The following is a 17,468-nucleotide window of genomic DNA, read 5'->3' on the forward strand; positions in this document are numbered from 1 at the left end:
CGCGCGAGACCCCCGCCAAGCTCCCAAGCCGTCAGCAGACGGCGTCAAACCATGGGTAGCGGGCATTCGGCAACAGCCTCTTCAGGGTTTCAATTCACGCTCCCGCACGGGGAGCGACCTGCCGGCGCTTCGGGCCGATCACCTCCGCGCTGTTTCAATTCACGCTCCCGCACGGGGAGCGACGGGGACGACAACAGCGGTGCATTCGTCTACGGCTGGTTTCAATTCACGCTCCCGCACGGGGAGCGACCAATCACGGCTTTATGCCGGCACCGGTGATGCCGTTTCAATTCACGCTCCCGCACGGGGAGCGACCCGATCCGGGCGGCGGTCACGCGGGCCTATTTCGTTTCAATTCACGCTCCCGCACGGGGAGCGACAACTGAGCCTCGCCAACGACAACCAGTACCGCGGTTTCAATTCACGCTCCCGCACGGGGAGCGACTCCGTTGCCGTCGGCTTCGACGGCAGCGCATAGTTTCAATTCACGCTCCCGCACGGGGAGCGACCGTGCGTGGAGCGGGCGCGGCCGTGGAGGGCTTGTTTCAATTCACGCTCCCGCACGGGGAGCGACGCGCGCGCCGCCGCATCGTCAGGGATCAGAGCGGTTTCAATTCACGCTCCCGCACGGGGAGCGACGAATCTCCTCGCCGGCCTTACCGATCGCCCCCGCGTTTCAATTCACGCTCCCGCACGGGGAGCGACGCGCCGTTGCGATGGAGGCGGTAACGGGCGATGGTTTCAATTCACGCTCCCGCACGGGGAGCGACCTGACCGGCGTAATAGACCTCGGCCGCCGTGATCAGTTTCAATTCACGCTCCCGCACGGGGAGCGACCGCGTAGAGCGGGTGGAGAGCTGGCCACGTGGCGCCGTTTCAATTCACGCTCCCGCACGGGGAGCGACCCACGCGGCGTAATTGCTCGGCTCGTTGTTGCCGTTTCAATTCACGCTCCCGCACGGGGAGCGACCACGTCAGATCGCGATGACGCGATTGGCACGGCAGTTTCAATTCACGCTCCCGCACGGGGAGCGACAGTCGCGTCGTTCGTAAGGTTCCACGTGAAACAGTTTCAATTCACGCTCCCGCACGGGGAGCGACCCGCGGCCGCGCCATCGCCGCCATCGGAGGCCGCTGGTTTCAATTCACGCTCCCGCACGGGGAGCGACGCACTCTCGGCCGCTGCCAACCCCGAGAGGGCCGTTTCAATTCACGCTCCCGCACGGGGAGCGACCGGCGGCTGCCGATCGGGACATGCGCGAGGCCCTTGTTTCAATTTACGCTCCCGCACGGGGAGCGACGATCGGCGCGGCCGAAGCCGCCATCACCTCGGCGGTTTCAATTCACGCTCCCGCACGGGGAGCGACTGACGGCTGCGGCCCAGTCGCCGCATGCGTCAATGTTTCAATTCACGCTCCCGCACGGGGAGCGACCCAGGGATGATCCCTGGACGGCCACCCACTACCCGTTTCAATTCACGCTCCCGCACGGGGAGCGACCTTGATGCCGCCGGCGGGCGGATCGATGTGGCGGTTTCAATTCACGCTCCCGCACGGGGAGCGACCGGACAAGCCCCTGCAATCACGGCTTTATGCCGGTTTCAATTCACGCTCCCGCACGGGGAGCGACCAACACCAGCCGGGTCCGGGGATGGGTCGCCCGGTTTCAATTCACGCTCCCGCACGGGGAGCGACTACACAGCCCCGGCCGGCATGGTGGATTGGGATGTTTCAATTCACGCTCCCGCACGGGGAGCGACATCCCGACGAGATTTGGGCCGACTGGGCCCTGATTGTTTCAATTCACGCTCCCGCACGGGGAGCGACCCGCAGGCGGCTGATCCGCCGACAGCCGATCAAGTTTCAATTCACGCTCCCGCACGGGGAGCGACCCCCGCCAACCCGGCGCCGGGGGTATGGTATCCGTTTCAATTCACGCTCCCGCACGGGGAGCGACATCGGCGCCGGCAGCCGGCCGGCCTATGGTGCTGTTTCAATTCACGCTCCCGCACGGGGAGCGACCAGCGAAATCCGCTGGCTCGACCAGATCGAGATGTTTCAATTCACGCTCCCGCACGGGGAGCGACCAGCGAAATCCGCTGGCTCGACCAGATCGAGATGTTTCAATTCACGCTCCCGCACGGGGAGCGACGTCGCGGGCGTGCCATACGGCACGCTATCCGAAGTTTCAATTCACGCTCCCGCACGGGGAGCGACAGCCGGTGGCGAGCATTGGATGCAGCACCGACCGTTTCAATTCACGCTCCCGCACGGGGAGCGACCCCGATCCGGGCGGCGGTCACGCGGGCCTATTTCGTTTCAATTCACGCTCCCGCACGGGGAGCGACCTGCGCGGCCGACAGGGGCTGGTCGTGCTCGACGTTTCAATTCACGCTCCCGCACGGGGAGCGACATCCAGGGCATATATGCCGACAATGTCGATGAGGTTTCAATTCACGCTCCCGCACGGGGAGCGACCTGCACGGGGTCGCCATCGGCCTGACCTCTTTCGTTTCAATTCACGCTCCCGCACGGGGAGCGACCGACGTTCACTGGCTGCTCACCGGCGCACGGACTGTTTCAATTCACGCTCCCGCACGGGGAGCGACGTGATCGCGGGCGCGCTCGCGGTCCATGCCGATGTTTCAATTCACGCTCCCGCACGGGGAGCGACGAGTCATTTCCACGTTTCCTTTTGTTTCGTGTGGTTTCAATTCACGCTCCCGCACGGGGAGCGACTTTCCGTGTTTCCTTCTGTTTCGTGTGATTCCATCGTTTCAATTCACGCTCCCGCACGGGGAGCGACAAAATGAACAGCGCCAAATTGGACATTTTCAATCGTTTCAATTCACGCTCCCGCACGGGGAGCGACTAGCTCCACATTGGATGAGAGGCAAGAAAATTAGTTTCAATTCACGCTCCCGCACGGGGAGCGACTTTGCCGAGGCGGCTGACCCCCGGGAGGTCGCCGTTTCAATTCACGCTCCCGCACGGGGAGCGACCGGGCATCTCGCCCTCCCTGTCTGGTTGGTCTGCGTTTCAATTCACGCTCCCGCACGGGGAGCGACAGGATCGCCGCTGCATGGCTGTGATGCCCGTCCAGTTTCAATTCACGCTCCCGCACGGGGAGCGACCACACGTCGAGACCCGGCAGGGCTTCGAGCAGGCGTTTCAATTCACGCTCCCGCACGGGGAGCGACTTGCCCGGCCGGTCGACTTCGCGCTTTCCAATGCGTTTCAATTCACGCTCCCGCACGGGGAGCGACTGGGGTCGGGCGTCCAACCGGCCAGCGCGCCCTGTTTCAATTCACGCTCCCGCACGGGGAGCGACATGCATTGCTGGGTGATCTCAGGATCGCGGTCGAGTTTCAATTCACGCTCCCGCACGGGGAGCGACGCAGCTGGGCGCATTTGACGCCCTGCTGGCCGAGTTTCAATTCACGCTCCCGCACGGGGAGCGACTCTCGTCAAGGTATTCCAGCAGCGCCTGATAGCCGGTTTCAATTCACGCTCCCGCACGGGGAGCGACCACCGCCGCAGCCCAGTCTGAGCACGCGGCGATGTTTCAATTCACGCTCCCGCACGGGGAGCGACCCGCCAGTCGCTGTCCATGCGCGACACCTCCAAGTTTCAATTCACGCTCCCGCACGGGGAGCGACCGACGCCTTATGCCCAAGCTCAAGGCGGCACTGTTTCAATTCACGCTCCCGCACGGGGAGCGACCGCGGCGGCCGCAGAGGCGGCCGGCGAGTTCCCTGTTTCAATTCACGCTCCCGCACGGGGAGCGACAGGTTGCCCCGGTGCCGCCCCGAACTCCGCGAGGTTTCAATTCACGCTCCCGCACGGGGAGCGACTCAATCGACCTGATCGCGTCGAGGATCTCCCGTGTTTCAATTCACGCTCCCGCACGGGGAGCGACGCCGCGCGTTGCGGTCTTGACTTCGTACGGCCGGTTTCAATTCACGCTCCCGCACGGGGAGCGACTTTCATTTATCGTCTCCTTGTTCGGTTGGACTGTTTCAATTCACGCTCCCGCACGGGGAGCGACTACCATCGTCGCCGAGATGCGCGGACGCTGGAAAGTTTCAATTCACGCTCCCGCACGGGGAGCGACTAGAGACGCGCCGAACCCCAATCACCCGCATAGGTTTCAATTCACGCTCCCGCACGGGGAGCGACCTCACGCTCCCGAAATTGACCATCAAGACCGAAGTTTCAATTCACGCTCCCGCACGGGGAGCGACCGCGCCAGCTCTTCGCGGATATTGAGGGCAGCGTGTTTCAATTCACGCTCCCGCACGGGGAGCGACTCTGGATTGAGGTGTTCTGATGATCATCAACGGCGTTTCAATTCACGCTCCCGCACGGGGAGCGACATGGCTATGTTTTAGGCAATGCCTGTGTTTTCAACGTTTCAATTCACGCTCCCGCACGGGGAGCGACTAGCTCCACATTGGATGAGAGGCAAGAAAATTGTGTTTCAATTCACGCTCCCGCACGGGGAGCGACCGACGAGCGGCTAACTCGTGTGCAAGGCATCCGGTTTCAATTCACGCTCCCGCACGGGGAGCGACCAGGGTGCCGCCGGCGCCGTCGTCGATCGGCGGCAGGTTTCAATTCACGCTCCCGCACGGGGAGCGACACGCCCCAGGCAGGTTGTAGTCGATGATCCACTGTTTCAATTCACGCTCCCGCACGGGGAGCGACAGCCAGCCGCACCGGCCACGCCGTCACCCGCGCTGTTTCAATTCACGCTCCCGCACGGGGAGCGACCAACCCCTTAATCGACGGCGGCTGCGCGCCCAAGTTTCAATTCACGCTCCCGCACGGGGAGCGACCGCTGCACGGGGTCGCCATCGGCCTGACCTCTTTCGTTTCAATTCACGCTCCCGCACGGGGAGCGACTAGGCAGCGAGCATCGCTGTCGTGATCGAGTCGTTTCAATTCACGCTCCCGCACGGGGAGCGACCCCGCGTGCCGTGCAGCGGCGCCAACGCGTGATCGTTTCAATTCACGCTCCCGCACGGGGAGCGACCGGCGGCGCGCCGCTCGACCGTGACGGGCGACGGTGTTTCAATTCACGCTCCCGCACGGGGAGCGACCGTAGCGCTCGATCCAGGCATCGCAGATGCTCAGGTTTCAATTCACGCTCCCGCACGGGGAGCGACCATCGATCAGGTGCGCTACATCTTGCGCACAAGAATGTTTCAATTCACGCTCCCGCACGGGGAGCGACAACTAAGCCTCGCCAACGACAACCAGTACCGCGGTTTCAATTCACGCTCCCGCACGGGGAGCGACCGCGCAGCGACCGCATCAGAACCTCACCAGCGGTTTCAATTCACGCTCCCGCACGGGGAGCGACCGGCGGCGGCAGCCAGTCGGTCGCCTGCAGGGGCGGTTTCAATTCACGCTCCCGCACGGGGAGCGACATCGATGCTACCGGTAACGGCGCGGCCCTCGCGGTTTCAATTCACGCTCCCGCACGGGGAGCGACGCGACGCTTTCGCGCGAGACACAGGCATCAATAGTTTCAATTCACGCTCCCGCACGGGGAGCGACCCTGCGGCAAGGACCGGTGCGATGTCGTCGCGTGTTTCAATTCACGCTCCCGCACGGGGAGCGACCGCCATGTGGCATTGCTCGATCACGGGCGGGAGTTTCAATTCACGCTCCCGCACGGGGAGCGACGGGCGGCCGCGAAGGCCTGTTCGAAGTTGTCGGCGTTTCAATTCACGCTCCCGCACGGGGAGCGACGTGACGGCCGTGTGGTTTGCCCCGGGTTGCGCCGTTTCAATTCACGCTCCCGCACGGGGAGCGACGCGCGCGCATTCGCCATGCTGCCGCGGCCCTGCTGTTTCAATTCACGCTCCCGCACGGGGAGCGACTCGACATAGCCGATGGCCACCCGTGACGGCGCGGTTTCAATTCACGCTCCCGCACGGGGAGCGACTCCGGACCAATTCTGACGCTTGATCACGACCAGTTTCAATTCACGCTCCCGCACGGGGAGCGACCACAGTATGCCGGCCAGTATGATGAGAAGCGCCAGTTTCAATTCACGCTCCCGCACGGGGAGCGACCGCCCAGGATAGCCTCCATCACGCCACATCCCTGTTTCAATTCACGCTCCCGCACGGGGAGCGACCGGCGGCGTCGATCGCACGCAGACGGTCAGCGAGTTTCAATTCACGCTCCCGCACGGGGAGCGACCATCTTGGTGATGCCGAGACGGCCCATCAGGCCCGTTTCAATTCACGCTCCCGCACGGGGAGCGACCGCCAGCCTGAGCTTGGTCGATCTGACCCACATAGTTTCAATTCACGCTCCCGCACGGGGAGCGACCCGATCCGGGCGGCGGTCACGCGGGCCTATTTCGTTTCAATTCACGCTCCCGCACGGGGAGCGACCCGATCCGGGCGGCGGTCACGCGGGCCTATTTCGTTTCAATTCACGCTCCCGCACGGGGAGCGACGACATGGTGATCGGCGACGGCCCGGGTGGCGCCGGTTTCAATTCACGCTCCCGCACGGGGAGCGACGCCGCCGTCTGGCGGATCAAGGTAGCCAAGTCCGGGTTTCAATTCACGCTCCCGCACGGGGAGCGACATTGGCGCGCGATCTCTGCCAGATCCGCTGCCGTGTTTCAATTCACGCTCCCGCACGGGGAGCGACCAGATGGCGTTTGGCAGGTGACCGGCCGGTCGTGGTTTCAATTCACGCTCCCGCACGGGGAGCGACATGACCGAATCTCAATTGTTCGATTTCGAAGACGGTTTCAATTCACGCTCCCGCACGGGGAGCGACGTGGGGTCGGGCGTCCAACCGGCCAGCGCGCCCTGTTTCAATTCACGCTCCCGCACGGGGAGCGACCGGGGGCCCCGACGGCGCGCGCCAAGTGCTCCAGGTTTCAATTCACGCTCCCGCACGGGGAGCGACACCTGGGGCTGGACCGCGCAGACGGCAGCCCCGGGTTTCAATTCACGCTCCCGCACGGGGAGCGACACGATCGATGCCGATCTTGGGCAGGAGCGTCCTGGTTTCAATTCACGCTCCCGCACGGGGAGCGACGAGCGGGACAGCGGGGTCTCTTTCAGGGCATACGTTTCAATTCACGCTCCCGCACGGGGAGCGACTTCGGCAGCTTCTTCTTCCCGACGCGCACCCTGTTTCAATTCACGCTCCCGCACGGGGAGCGACAATCACCCGGCCATCGGGCACGGGGACCGGTGTGTTTCAATTCACGCTCCCGCACGGGGAGCGACCCCCGACGCATGTGGGCAGGGGCGGATTTGGCGCGTTTCAATTCACGCTCCCGCACGGGGAGCGACGCGCCACCCCGGCGCCCAGCCCCCCGAGTCCAGTTTCAATTCACGCTCCCGCACGGGGAGCGACTGCCCGCGAGCACGGCAACGTGCTCGGCATCGGGTTTCAATTCACGCTCCCGCACGGGGAGCGACTGCCCGCGAGCACGGCAACGTGCTCGGCATCGGGTTTCAATTCACGCTCCCGCACGGGGAGCGACGATACCCGAACGGTATTCCTGATGACGGCCCTGTGTTTCAATTCACGCTCCCGCACGGGGAGCGACGATACCGGCGCGCTGTTCTTCGCGCCAAGTCGGGTTTCAATTCACGCTCCCGCACGGGGAGCGACATGGCAGGCGGTGCTGGCGTCGACCCGCTCCCAGTTTCAATTCACGCTCCCGCACGGGGAGCGACTGGTGTCATTCGATAGGATCACACAAATCAAAAGGTTTCAATTCACGCTCCCGCACGGGGAGCGACCAGGCAGCGGCCGCGCAGGCGGCCGCCGCTTATGTTTCAATTCACGCTCCCGCACGGGGAGCGACTCGACGATCCGAATTCGGGTGCCTTCACTTATGGCTGGTTTCAATTCACGCTCCCGCACGGGGAGCGACCGACGATCTCGACCAGGTCGTCGCCGACCTGGAGTTTCAATTCACGCTCCCGCACGGGGAGCGACCGGCGTCCAGGGCTGGTACGTCGATGCCCTCGGCGTTTCAATTCACGCTCCCGCACGGGGAGCGACGGGCACGGATTTCAATGACATGCTGATGGCGGCGGTTTCAATTCACGCTCCCGCACGGGGAGCGACGCTGGTCGATCCGCGACCGGTGCCGCAGGTCGAGTTTCAATTCACGCTCCCGCACGGGGAGCGACAATGATGCGTGCCGGCTCCCACATTGAGACCACGTTTCAATTCACGCTCCCGCACGGGGAGCGACGACAATTGCGATCGCACCGGCCAGAGGATCAGCGTTTCAATTCACGCTCCCGCACGGGGAGCGACCACTCGCCTGCAACAAGGCCGCACCCGTGGGCAGTTTCAATTCACGCTCCCGCACGGGGAGCGACCGTAGCGGTTAAGCTCAAGCGCTTCTGGGCGCGGTTTCAATTCACGCTCCCGCACGGGGAGCGACTGGCTGCGCATCGGTCAAATCCAGGGCCATCCGAGGTTTCAATTCACGCTCCCGCACGGGGAGCGACGACTTCCATACAATCACTGGCAGCCCATAGGCCAGTTTCAATTCACGCTCCCGCACGGGGAGCGACGCGATCAAGCGTCACCATACTCCCGCCAACTGGTTTCAATTCACGCTCCCGCACGGGGAGCGACCGTCACCATACTCCCGCCAACTGCGAAGAGTGCGTTTCAATTCACGCTCCCGCACGGGGAGCGACGCGCTTCATCGTGGTCGAGCAGGAGCATCACCGGTTTCAATTCACGCTCCCGCACGGGGAGCGACGCCCGCCAACTCCTCAAGTTCCAAGGTTATAAATGTTTCAATTCACGCTCCCGCACGGGGAGCGACTGGGCGCCCCGACAGGTGCGCCAAGATGCGTCGGTTTCAATTCACGCTCCCGCACGGGGAGCGACGCTGGCCCTGATTGCATTGAGGATCAGGGCCACGGTTTCAATTCACGCTCCCGCACGGGGAGCGACGTCCGGGGCCGTGGGCGCCGCGGCCGGTGATCCCGGTTTCAATTCACGCTCCCGCACGGGGAGCGACGTCCGGGGCCGTGGGCGCCGCGGCCGGTGATCCCGGTTTCAATTCACGCTCCCGCACGGGGAGCGACAAGGGCCTCCCGAATGTCCCGATCGGCAACCGGTTTCAATTCACGCTCCCGCACGGGGAGCGACTGCGTGGTCAGGGCGGACCATAGTGTCGGATCATTGTTTCAATTCACGCTCCCGCACGGGGAGCGACTATTCGCCGCGCCATCAGGCGGATGACGGATCGGGTTTCAATTCACGCTCCCGCACGGGGAGCGACATCCCACCCCCCTGCCCTATCGAGGTTGGTGAGCAGTTTCAATTCACGCTCCCGCACGGGGAGCGACCCACCCGGCGCGACAGCCCGTGCGGCAATTCATGTTTCAATTCACGCTCCCGCACGGGGAGCGACTCTGGATTGAGGTGTTCTGATGATCATCAACGGCGTTTCAATTCACGCTCCCGCACGGGGAGCGACTGGCCCACTTGGGCTGATGACACCCCAACTGAGCAGTTTCAATTCACGCTCCCGCACGGGGAGCGACGATCGTGACCGCTGAAGACGGCACATTCGTGGTGTTTCAATTCACGCTCCCGCACGGGGAGCGACTGGATGCTGGCCACCGCGGCCATCGGTCGAGGGCGTTTCAATTCACGCTCCCGCACGGGGAGCGACCGAGGTCTACCGCGCCAGTTGGGCGATCCCGCTGGTTTCAATTCACGCTCCCGCACGGGGAGCGACCTCGGCAGCCCTCGCGGCGGCCCTCACCGACGAAGTTTCAATTCACGCTCCCGCACGGGGAGCGACCGCGCCGTTGCGATGGAGGCGGTAACGGGCGATGGTTTCAATTCACGCTCCCGCACGGGGAGCGACCGCGGAGGCGTTCCTCCGCCGTCGCCGCAGTCTGTTTCAATTCACGCTCCCGCACGGGGAGCGACTCGACGCCTTATGCCCAAGCTCAAGGCGGCACTGGTTTCAATTCACGCTCCCGCACGGGGAGCGACCGTGATCGCGGGCGCGCTCGCGGTCCATGCCGATGTTTCAATTCACGCTCCCGCACGGGGAGCGACGCACGGGATCAAGGCCTTGAGCTAAGGCGTCTTTGTTTCAATTCACGCTCCCGCACGGGGAGCGACGACGGCCGCATCGCGTGGCCGCGGACGGGTGCCGTTTCAATTCACGCTCCCGCACGGGGAGCGACTCTGGGCGCGCACTGCATCAAGCTGCGCCGGGTCGTTTCAATTCACGCTCCCGCACGGGGAGCGACCCCGTGCCGCTGTCGTCGTCGCGCCGGCGAGCCTGTTTCAATTCACGCTCCCGCACGGGGAGCGACGGTCGGTCGCGCCGTCCGCATTGACGCGCCGCTCGTTTCAATTCACGCTCCCGCACGGGGAGCGACGATGACCTGGATCAGGCGGCCCGGATGGCCCCTGTTTCAATTCACGCTCCCGCACGGGGAGCGACAGGCTGCCTTCCAGGATGACCTGGATGAGGTGCTGTTTCAATTCACGCTCCCGCACGGGGAGCGACCAATCGCACGCTGGTCAGGTGGATCTGTGACGCGTTTCAATTCACGCTCCCGCACGGGGAGCGACCTTGCAGGCGCGCCACGCCTGGATCGCGAGATGGTTTCAATTCACGCTCCCGCACGGGGAGCGACGGCCCGCGGGGTCGAGGGCAGCGCCTCAATCGCGTTTCAATTCACGCTCCCGCACGGGGAGCGACGGATGACCTGGATCAGGCGGCCCGGATGGCCCCTGTTTCAATTCACGCTCCCGCACGGGGAGCGACAAGGCAGCAAGGGAGTTGTCGCATGGATGAGCGCACGTTTCAATTCACGCTCCCGCACGGGGAGCGACTGCGCCGCGCTCACCCGCCACCGCGCCCGCCCCCGTTTCAATTCACGCTCCCGCACGGGGAGCGACATTATAGATATCATTCTAAAACCAGTGTATTACCGTTTCAATTCACGCTCCCGCACGGGGAGCGACTTCACAATTTTATTTTAGGATTCGACATTACCGGTTTCAATTCACGCTCCCGCACGGGGAGCGACCCGTCGAGCGGCGCGCCGCCGCCCCAGCCGCCCGTTTCAATTCACGCTCCCGCACGGGGAGCGACGCCGAAGCTGTCGATCGCGCTGCCGACGCCACCGTTTCAATTCACGCTCCCGCACGGGGAGCGACACGTTGGTGGCGTTGAGCCCTTGCCCCGCCAGCGTGTTTCAATTCACGCTCCCGCACGGGGAGCGACATCGGTGGCCGGTATCGCCTGCCGCTGATAGAGGGTTTCAATTCACGCTCCCGCACGGGGAGCGACTGGAGTGCGCCCTCGATCCTGGCGGAGAGAGTGGTTTCAATTCACGCTCCCGCACGGGGAGCGACCGCGGGCCGCAAACGCCCGCCGCACTACCCCAGAGTTTCAATTCACGCTCCCGCACGGGGAGCGACGGTCGGCCTGGCGCCGGCGCGCCGGGTCGGGTAGTTTCAATTCACGCTCCCGCACGGGGAGCGACCCGACAGCGCGCGTATCAACAGCCCACCCATCTCGTTTCAATTCACGCTCCCGCACGGGGAGCGACCCCCCGTGCAGCGTCACCTCGGTCGCGGCCGCCGGTTTCAATTCACGCTCCCGCACGGGGAGCGACGCGATCGCCACAGCCCATGTGCGCACCAAGTCCGTTTCAATTCACGCTCCCGCACGGGGAGCGACCACCCGCGCGACCGGGTGGTCGGTCCCGGCAGCGTTTCAATTCACGCTCCCGCACGGGGAGCGACCCTCGCTCCCGCCGAAGTAACCCCGGCAGTCCGCGTTTCAATTCACGCTCCCGCACGGGGAGCGACCCCAGCGGCGACCGGCAAACCAGCCGAGCACCCTGTTTCAATTCACGCTCCCGCACGGGGAGCGACTCACCTCGGCGGCCAGTAAGGCGGCCGGCGGATCGTTTCAATTCACGCTCCCGCACGGGGAGCGACCTGCGCGGCCGGCAGGGGCTGGTGCTGATCGATGTTTCAATTCACGCTCCCGCACGGGGAGCGACGCGCCCGCCCCGGCGGACGTGCCGGCGGTCGCGGTTTCAATTCACGCTCCCGCACGGGGAGCGACTCGATCGCTTCGAGGCGACTAATGATGGCGGCGGTTTCAATTCACGCTCCCGCACGGGGAGCGACCGGCCGGCTGGTCTGTGTCGCCGCTCGCGATGCGTTTCAATTCACGCTCCCGCACGGGGAGCGACTGGGCGCCCCTGAACCCACTCTATGCCGCCACGAAGTTTCAATTCACGCTCCCGCACGGGGAGCGACTCAGCGATTTCGGCGCCGCCATCGTCCGGATCATGTTTCAATTCACGCTCCCGCACGGGGAGCGACCAATCACGGCTTTATGCCGGCACCGGTGATGCCGTTTCAATTCACGCTCCCGCACGGGGAGCGACCAATCACGGCTTTATGCCGGCACCGGTGATGCCGTTTCAATTCACGCTCCCGCACGGGGAGCGACGACTAAGACCACCAACTTTGACGGCGAGGTAACGGTTTCAATTCACGCTCCCGCACGGGGAGCGACAGCTTACGGGCCTGGGCGAGATTGCGCAGGGGGTTTCAATTCACGCTCCCGCACGGGGAGCGACGCGTGCAGCGCTTCCTGGACGTGGGCGGGCGTGATGGTTTCAATTCACGCTCCCGCACGGGGAGCGACCCCACCAGCCCCCGCCACCCGGGCTCCGGACATGACAGTTTCAATTCACGCTCCCGCACGGGGAGCGACAGCCCGCCGCCGCCCAGACGGCGGCGGCGGAGGTTTCAATTCACGCTCCCGCACGGGGAGCGACTTGGCGACAGCCGCGGATGCCAACGAGGGCGCTGTTTCAATTCACGCTCCCGCACGGGGAGCGACTAGAGACGCGCCGAACCCCAATCACCCGCATAGGTTTCAATTCACGCTCCCGCACGGGGAGCGACGCGCCGTTGCGATGGAGGCGGTAACGGGCGATGGTTTCAATTCACGCTCCCGCACGGGGAGCGACCCGACCCAGCGCAAGACGGCGTTCGACAGCACGGTGTTTCAATTCACGCTCCCGCACGGGGAGCGACAGGACGATATCGGCAGCCATCACGCCACATCCCTGTTTCAATTCACGCTCCCGCACGGGGAGCGACGACCGCACACCCTCTCCAACGCCCATCAGGACACGTTTCAATTCACGCTCCCGCACGGGGAGCGACGGGTGCCGGCATAGAGCGTCAGACTGCCGCCGTCGTTTCAATTCACGCTCCCGCACGGGGAGCGACGGCGCAAGCCGGCCTGGTCGACAAACCAGGCCGTTTCAATTCACGCTCCCGCACGGGGAGCGACCGACACGCCCCCGCCGAACCCAAGCGTGTGACCGTTTCAATTCACGCTCCCGCACGGGGAGCGACAGGCGCCCGACGCCGGGAGCTGGGCCGATCCGGTGTTTCAATTCACGCTCCCGCACGGGGAGCGACGCGCCACCTCCGCGCCTGTGGCGTCGCGCTGAACGTTTCAATTCACGCTCCCGCACGGGGAGCGACGGCCGGCGACCAGCCGGACCGGCTGGCGGCCTGTTTCAATTCACGCTCCCGCACGGGGAGCGACCGCTCAATGACACCGGCACCCGAGGCGGATCGAAGTTTCAATTCACGCTCCCGCACGGGGAGCGACCCACCCCCCTTTAATAGCCTGATTCCATTGGCTGAAAAAGCGCGTTTGCGCGAACCTCCCTCGTGACTCATTCTCTGGTATGCATGACAAAACATTCAAAAAATTAAGCCATTGGAATCGCTTGCGAACTGGTTCCGCGAACCGCCCGGGGTTTTTGTGTGTGCTTGGGGTTCGCGGAAGCCTGGGCGGGGTGCGCGGTCAGGCTGCCGGTTCGCGGGTGGCGAAGCGGTTGAGCGCGTGGCGGAGGTCGTCGGGCACCTGGGCCGGGCGGCGAGTGGCGCGGTCGATGGCGACGCAGACGCTGTCGCTGTCGGCGATCAGCACGCCGTTGGCGTAGAGCGCCTGGGGGATGGTGATCGAGCTGCGGCCGATGCGCTGCACGCCGGTCGCGATCATCACCAGCCCCGGATAGCGCAGTTCCGCCTTATAGCCGATGCGCAGTTCCGCCTGGACCATCACGGTCGGGGCTTCCTGGTCGTAGCGGGTGGCGAGGCCGCACAGGTCGAACAGGCGGGTGCGGCCCAGTTCCAGCCAGCGCGCATAGACCGCGTTGTTCACATGGCCCAGCATGTCGGTTTCGCCGAAGCGGATGCGTTCGGGGATCCATAGCCGGAAGCGCCCGGCGCCGGGGCCGATGTCCGCCGGGTCGGTTGGCGGTGGCACGGTGTCGATCAGCAGATCGGCGGCGGTATAGGGCGTGCCGGTGTCGGCTGTGGTCGCGGCGGGCTGGGGCGCGGCTTCGGATACGGTCATCGCGGGGCCTCGGCAGTGTTTGAACCGGCGGGCGCCACAGCTTGTGGTTTAGGCGCCCCGGCACAGTCTACACAGTGGGGCGTATCGCGGCTATTGCGGCGAGCGCTTGGCCAGGATGCGTTGCAGGGTACGGCGGTGCATGTTCAGCCGGCGGGCGGTTTCCGAGACATTGCGGTCGCATTGTTCAAACACCCGCTGGATGTGTTCCCAGCGCACCCGGTCGGCCGACATCGGGTGATCGGGCGGCGGCGGCAGGGCGCCGGATCGTGACAGCAGCGCGCGTTCCAGATCGTCGGGATCGGCGGGCTTGGCCAGATAGTCGAGCGCGCCGGCCTTCACCGCCGCGACGGCGGTGGCGATATTGCCATAGCCGGTGAGCATCACGATCCGGGCATCGGCGCGGGCCTCGCGGATCAGCGGCACCAGATCGAGGCCGCTGCCGTCATCGAGCCGCATGTCGAGCACCGCGAAGGCCGGCTTCAGGGTCTGCAGGCAGTCGCGCGCCTCGGCCAGAGAGCCGGCGGCGGTGACGTCGAAGCCGCGCCGCTCCATCGCCCGCGCCAGACGCTGCCGGAAGGCCATGTCATCGTCAAGGATCAGCAGCACCCGGTCCTCGGGGGCGGCGGTCGCCAGATCGATCAGGCCGGCGTCTTCGGCGTCGGCATGTGGGGGCGTGGACATCGACACGGTTTCCTTCCTCAACACCCAGAAGACCGCCCGGCCGGCGGCCTTAGAACGATACCGGACGCGCGGCACCCTGGCCATGGCCGGCCAGGGCATCGCGCGACCAGCGCATGGAGACCACGGCGCCACCATCGGGCCGGTTGGCGAAGCGCAGATCGGCGCCGGTGCGGGCCAACAGGGTTTTGGCGATGAACACACCAAGGCCCATGCGGCCGGCCTCGCGCCGGGTCGACATATAGGGCTCGCCCAGCCAGGGCAGCAATTCGGCCGGGAAGCCCGGCCCGTCATCGCGTACCTCGACCGTGATATAGCGCGGATTGAAGCTGAGCCAAAGCGTCACGCGCCCGCGCGCGAACTGAGAGGCGTTCTCGACCAGATTGCCCAGGCCATGGATCAGTTCCGGCACCGGCGCCGTGTCGGGCATTTGCGCGCGGTCGGCGGCGGGGTCGATCTCGACCACGATCTCAGGCCCGGCGGCGCGGCGATAGGGGGCCGCGGCGCTTTCCAGCAATTCCGGCAGGCCCAGGCGTTTGAAGGCCGGGCTCGCCGCTTCCGGCGCCCGGGCCAGACGGGCGAGAATCTCGCGGCAACGGGCACTTTCCGAGACCAGCAGGCCCAGATCCTCGGCATGGGGGCCATCGCCGCCAAGCTCGCGCTCAAGCTCACGCGCGACGATGGCGATGGTGCCAAGGGGCGTGCCCAGCTCATGCGCCGCCGCCGCCGCCAGCGCGCCCACCGCCGACAATTGCTGTTCACGCGCCAGCGCCATCTGGGTGGCCGACAGGGCATCGGACATCCGCCGGGCCTCGGCCGCGACGCGCGAGGCATAGACGATCAGGAACAGCAGCCCCAGCACCAGCGCCGCCCAGACACCGGCGACATAGAGCGGCGGCAGCGCCAGCGGCCCGCCCTCGCCATCCCAGGGCAGCGGCCGATGCCAGAAGGCCAGCACCGTCACCACCACCAGCGACAGCCCGGCCAGCACCACGGTTGAGCGCAGCGACAGCACGGTGGCGCTGATCGTGGCCGGCGCCACCACCAGCAGCGCGAAGGGGTTGACGAGGCCGCCGGTCAGGTGCAGCAGCACGCCGAGCTGGGCGATGTCGAAGCCAAGGAACAGGGCCGCCTGACCATCGGACAGCCGGGCATTGGCCGGTCGCGCCAGGGTGGTCGCCAGATTGAGCAGCGCCGACACCACCACCGCCGACAGGCATTCCAGCATCGGCAGCGGGAATTTCAGCCCCTGCGACACCAGCAGGATCGCCGCCATCTGGCCGGCGATCGCCAGCCAGCGGATGGTGACCAGGGTATGCGCGCGCACCCGGCCGCCATCGGGGGCGGGGGGCGGTGGCGGCGGTCGCACGGCGCCGGGCGGCAGTCCCGTCAGCCCTTTGGCTGCCAGCGATTTGGTGCCGGTGCCTCGGGTGGTCATGCCGCCTCTCCGGCCACGCGCCGGTAGAGGTGATAGCGGCCGGGTTGGACATCATCGGGCAGGGCCAGAGCGATGAGGCGCGGATCGCTCAATGGCTGGTCGGCGGCGACCACGGCGCCGGGCGCCAGCAGGTCGGGCAGCACCGCGGCCACCCGTGCCGCGTTGCGCGCGGTGGCCTCGATGTCGCCGCTGCCGATATCGGCATGGGCCAGCGCCGCCGGCCGGCCGATGCGGGCCATGGCGGCAGGCAGGGTGCAGGCCAGATCGCCCAGGATCAGATGGTCATCGTCGGGAATGCAGTCGGGATGGGCGGCGACCTGGCGCTCGAACACGAAAATCTCGCGGCCGGGCAGGATATGGCGGAGATGGTCGTAGGTGCGGCCATTGCCCAGGCCCAGTTCCAGCACCGGGCCGTCGATGTCGCCGATCAGGCCGGCGGCGCGGTCGAGGCAGGCGCGCTGAGCGCTGAGGCGGCGGATGAAACTGTCGAGGCGGCTCACGGGGCGGCAACTCCGGCTTGTGCGGGCGGGCGGGGGCGGGCGATCGGGGGGCGGGCGATCGGAGGGCAGGCCGCCGGCCGGGCTTGACCGGTGGTGGCTGCCGGATCACTTTCGGTCAGGTCGATGCGCGGCCAGACAGGGCCGCGCGTTCATCCTGTCCGGGTATCCATGACCGAGATCGTCCTTGCCGTCGAGCATCTGCGCAAGAGTTATGGCCCTGTTGAGGCCGTCGGCGACCTGAATTTCACCGTGCGGGCGGGGGAGACCGTGGCCCTGCTGGGCGGAAACGGCGCCGGCAAGACCACCGCCATGTCGATGATCTGAGAGTCGGACTCAAAACTAATACCCATTGATTTCAAGCCCTTGCGATGAACCGTGCGGTGCGTCGGATGGAGGCGATGA

At 65.7% G+C, this 17,468-nt stretch carries 5 protein-coding genes and 1 CRISPR repeat array; of the genes, 1 reads left to right on the forward strand and 4 read right to left on the reverse strand.

The genetic code is table 11. The annotated features are described in order from the left end of the window. The first annotated feature begins 86 nt into the window (after positions 1-86). Positions 87-13,697: direct repeats of the CRISPR family, unit length 32 nt; unit sequence GTTTCAATTCACGCTCCCGCACGGGGAGCGAC. Between the two features lie 198 nt (positions 13,698-13,895). The 4 genes from IEW15_RS22345 to IEW15_RS22360 form a co-directional block, all read right to left on the reverse strand. Next, positions 13,896-14,450, reverse strand: a complete 555-nt coding sequence (locus IEW15_RS22345; protein WP_188582154.1) for an acyl-CoA thioesterase — start codon at positions 14,448-14,450, stop codon at positions 13,896-13,898. Positions 14,451-14,540: 90 nt separating this feature from the next. Continuing rightward, positions 14,541-15,131 carry an ActR/PrrA/RegA family redox response regulator transcription factor gene (locus IEW15_RS22350; RefSeq protein ID WP_188582163.1) on the reverse strand — a complete coding sequence of 197 codons (591 nt, stop codon included), beginning with the start codon at positions 15,129-15,131 and terminating at the stop codon, positions 14,541-14,543. 49 nt (positions 15,132-15,180) lie between these two features. Further along, positions 15,181-16,566 (reverse strand): ActS/PrrB/RegB family redox-sensitive histidine kinase, encoded by a 1,386-nt coding sequence (locus tag IEW15_RS22355; RefSeq protein WP_229708522.1) that lies wholly within the window; start codon positions 16,564-16,566, stop codon positions 15,181-15,183. Beyond that, on the reverse strand, positions 16,563-17,066 hold the full coding sequence (locus IEW15_RS22360; protein ID WP_188582165.1) for a class I SAM-dependent methyltransferase: 504 nt from the start codon (positions 17,064-17,066) through the stop codon (positions 16,563-16,565). Before IEW15_RS22360 ends, IEW15_RS22355 begins: the two co-directional genes overlap by 4 nt. Positions 17,067-17,234: 168 nt before the next feature. Here IEW15_RS22360 and IEW15_RS22365 point away from each other — a divergent pair, with 168 nt between their 5' ends. After that, complete coding sequence (locus IEW15_RS22365) at positions 17,235-17,390, forward strand: ATP-binding cassette domain-containing protein (protein ID WP_229708523.1); 156 nt, start codon at positions 17,235-17,237, stop codon at positions 17,388-17,390. The last annotated feature ends 78 nt before the right edge of the window (positions 17,391-17,468 follow it).

It is taken from the genome of Tistrella bauzanensis (assembly GCF_014636235.1).
Lineage (GTDB): Bacteria > Pseudomonadota > Alphaproteobacteria > Tistrellales > Tistrellaceae > Tistrella > Tistrella bauzanensis.